Origin of the sequence: Rhodococcus sp. (in: high G+C Gram-positive bacteria) (assembly GCF_049286785.1) — a bacterium.
GTDB lineage: Bacteria > Actinomycetota > Actinomycetes > Mycobacteriales > Mycobacteriaceae > Rhodococcus_F.
Map to the genome: position 1 here is coordinate 1 of NZ_JBAQEO010000587.1, position 3,084 is coordinate 3,084.

Below are 3,084 nucleotides of genomic sequence, written 5' to 3' on the forward strand. Positions count from 1 at the left end.
ACGCTGCCCGCTCGGTAAGGGGAAGGCGCGACCAGTCGTACTGCGCCCTCTTCGCGGCGGTAACCGCCAGATCGACGTCGGCGGACGTACCGTCGGGTATCGACCCGACGATCTCGGTCGTCCGGGCTGGGTTGATTACTGAAATTCGCCCGCCGTCCACACCCTTGTGCCACTGGCCGTCGATATACATCTGCATTTCCAGAGCGCTCATAGCAGCACCACTCCCTTGGTGATTTCGTTCGCTGCGAGCTGATCGAGGGCCTTCGGGACTTGGTCCAGCGAGTATGTGGCGTCGATGACCGAGTCCAGGGGCAGCCGCCCATCCATGTAGAGATCGACGAATGCGGGTATGTCCCGCTGCGGGAGAATCGATCCCGCGTAGGTGCCGGTCAGCCGCTTTTGCATCAGGAACCCGAACAGATCGAAGGTGGCGGTTACCGATGCATCCATCACGCCGATGGCGACCGCCAGCCCGCCTGGTCGGACGGCCTGCAGTGCGGTCTCCAAAGTGCCCTGCGCTCCCACCGCGTCGAACCCGTAGTCGGCGCCTCTGCCATCGGTGAGGTCCCGGATGGCATCTACCGCGTCCGCTCCGGATGCCGAAATGGTGTGCGACGCGAGGCCCAATTCGCGGGCCCGCACGAGCTTGTGCTCGGCGAGGTCGACCGCGATGACGTCCGTGGCGCCCATCGCGCGAGCACCCATCATGGTTGCGAGTCCGACACCGCCCGCGCCGATCACAACGACGCTGCTCCCCGGTCTGACCTCCGCACGGACGATGGCGGCTCCGAGGCCTGTGGACCATGCGCATCCCAGTGCGGCGAGCTTGTCGAGCGGCGCATCCTGCCGAACCTTCACCGCCGCCGACGCCGGCACAATCGCATACTCGGCGAAGGAACCCTGACAGAAGAGGGTGTGCACGTCCTCTTTCCCGGATCGAAGCCTGGTCGTGCCGTCGAGCATGGTGCCCGAAAAGCCCACGGCGCGCTCGCACAGCGCGAATTCTCCACGAAGGCACTGGTAACACGCGCGGCACGAGGTGATGATCGAGCAGATCACGTGATCGCCGACCGAGAGCTGTTCCACACCTGGGCCGACCTCGTCGACAACCCCGGCTCCTTCGTGCCCGAGGACGATCGGGTGAGGCGAGGGCAGATGGCCCGACAACACGGAGACATCGGTGTGGCAGATGCCCGAGCTGACCAGGCGAACCCGAACCTCGCCGGCAAGCGGCCGGGGATCTGGCAACTCCTCGATTGCGATGTGGCCGATACCGCGGCTGACTGCAGCTCTCATGTGAATCTCCTGCACGTGTTGGGAGGGGGGCAATGCGCCCGAGTCGGGTTGTGCTTGGTCATCGTTGCGGTGTGAAGACGATCGGCACAGAGCGAATGACTCGCGTCTGTCCTTCGGAGATCTGCACCCCGGCCGGGTCGACCAATCGGTAATCCGGGATCCGGCTGAGAATCTCTTCGAGCATGATGCGTAGCTCGAGGCGCGCCAACGGAGCGCCCGGACAACGGTGCACGCCTGAGCCGAATGCCAGGTGCCGATTCGGCTTTCGATCCAGGACGATGCTGGATGGATCGTCGAACGCGGCATCGTCATGGTTCGCGGAGAGCCACGACAGCCAGACTCGTTCACCCTCGGGGATCTGCGTTCCTGCCACGTCGACCGCGGAGGTGGTGGTCCGGCCGAAGCCCGGAACGGGTGTGACATAACGCAAGAACTCCTCGATCGCCGACGTCAGCAACTCGGGCTGGTCCAGCAATTGCGATCGGATCTCCGGATGGCGGTCGATCAGAGTGAAGATGTGATTGCCGGCCGCGGCCGTCGTCTCACCGCCGGCCCCGGTCAAAGAGAGATAAATATCAAGCGCCTCCTCCTCGGTGACCGGCCGGTCATCGATGGTTGACGCGAGCAGATGGCTGGCGAGGTCTTGTGTCGGGTTGTCCCGGCGCGCAGCGATCAACTGGAGGTAATAGTCACGGATCTCCATCTGGAGCGCGATTCCCTCCTCCGGCGTAGCAACCGAGACCAACCCCAATGACCAAGCACTGAAACGGGATACGTCCTCGTCGGGAATGCCGAGCAGCCAGGAGATGACCCGCGAGGTCAGCGGGAAGACGAAATCCCGCGCCAGATCCGCCTCGCCGGCCGCAGCGAAACCATCGATCAGCCCGATCGCGTGCTTTCGGACCTCGTTTTCGAGCTCGGCGACCCTTCGTGGACTGAATACAACGTTGAGCAGGGACCGGTACTTCGAGTGCTCAGGGGGGTCGGATTCCATAGGAATGAACGGTCTCGGCGCACCCACAGACGGGAGCGTGATGGTCGGGAGCGACGAGAACCGCGCCGTGTCCCGCGTTGACGCCTCGACCTCCTCATAGCGGGTCAGTGCCCAGAAGCCGCCGTAGTTCTCGCTGTGCTGAACGGGACACGTGGCCCGCATCTCGCGGTGAAACTCTTCGGGGTCATCGAGAGTGGCGACGTAACGATGGTCGTAGTCTTTGCTGATGTTCACTGATCCCCCAGAATGGGATGGGCCAGAAGCCGGTGATTGGTTGCCCAGGAATGGGCGATGAGTCCGACATTAAGACCTTCCGATCGGAAGGTCAATGGGTGAATCTGGAGAATTCGATCGAACCGAGTTCGATGTGGCCTGCCTTCCGGATCGCCAACGGCAAATTCCGGCAATCACCCACACCCGCCCAGAGGGAAACAGCGTGATTGGTATCCCCGGCCGGCGGCCTTTTCGCCGTCATCGTTTCGATGCATTTTCGCATTATCGTGAACCTCTGCAGCAAGAGGTGATGAGATGTCCTTGAAGGTTCCACGGGCTACCAATAACCGAACCCGATCCGATGGCGACACAACATGACCCGACAAACCGAGTATCGCAGCGGAGCCGGCCGCGGCCGTGTTCTACGACGCCCCGAAATCGGCCGCGGCGGCTACTGCGTCGTCTATCGCTGTGTCCAGCCTTCCGTCGCCCGCACCATCGGCGACTTGGCGGGGGGAGATCCGGAAAGTCTTAATCCGCTCTCGTGCTGGGACTCTCGATGAAGCGCTGCAATCGAAGAC

General features: G+C 63.0%; 3 protein-coding genes. All 3 read right to left on the reverse strand.

Annotation, left to right across the window (positions count from 1 at the left end; all coding sequences use genetic code 11):
• A partial coding sequence (locus tag WAW17_RS21455; protein WP_422334931.1) for an aldehyde dehydrogenase family protein occupies positions 1–211 on the reverse strand: 211 nt, incomplete at its 3' end.
• Positions 208–1,296, reverse strand: coding sequence for a zinc-binding dehydrogenase (locus WAW17_RS21460; protein ID WP_422334932.1), 1,089 nt, complete (start codon positions 1,294–1,296; stop codon positions 208–210). The genes WAW17_RS21460 and WAW17_RS21455, both read right to left, overlap by 4 nt.
• Positions 1,297–1,354: 58 nt before the next feature.
• Positions 1,355–2,524 carry a cytochrome P450 gene (locus WAW17_RS21465; protein ID WP_422334933.1) on the reverse strand — a complete coding sequence of 390 codons (1,170 nt, stop codon included), beginning with the start codon at positions 2,522–2,524 and terminating at the stop codon, positions 1,355–1,357.
• Between the last annotated feature and the right edge of the window lie 560 nt (positions 2,525–3,084).

Bases quoted from the DNA above. Each gene is read 5' to 3' on its own strand.
- WAW17_RS21460 (WP_422334932.1), bottom strand. From the start codon at position 1,296: ATGAGAGCTGCAGTCAGCCGCGGTATCGGCCACATCGCAATCGAGGAG.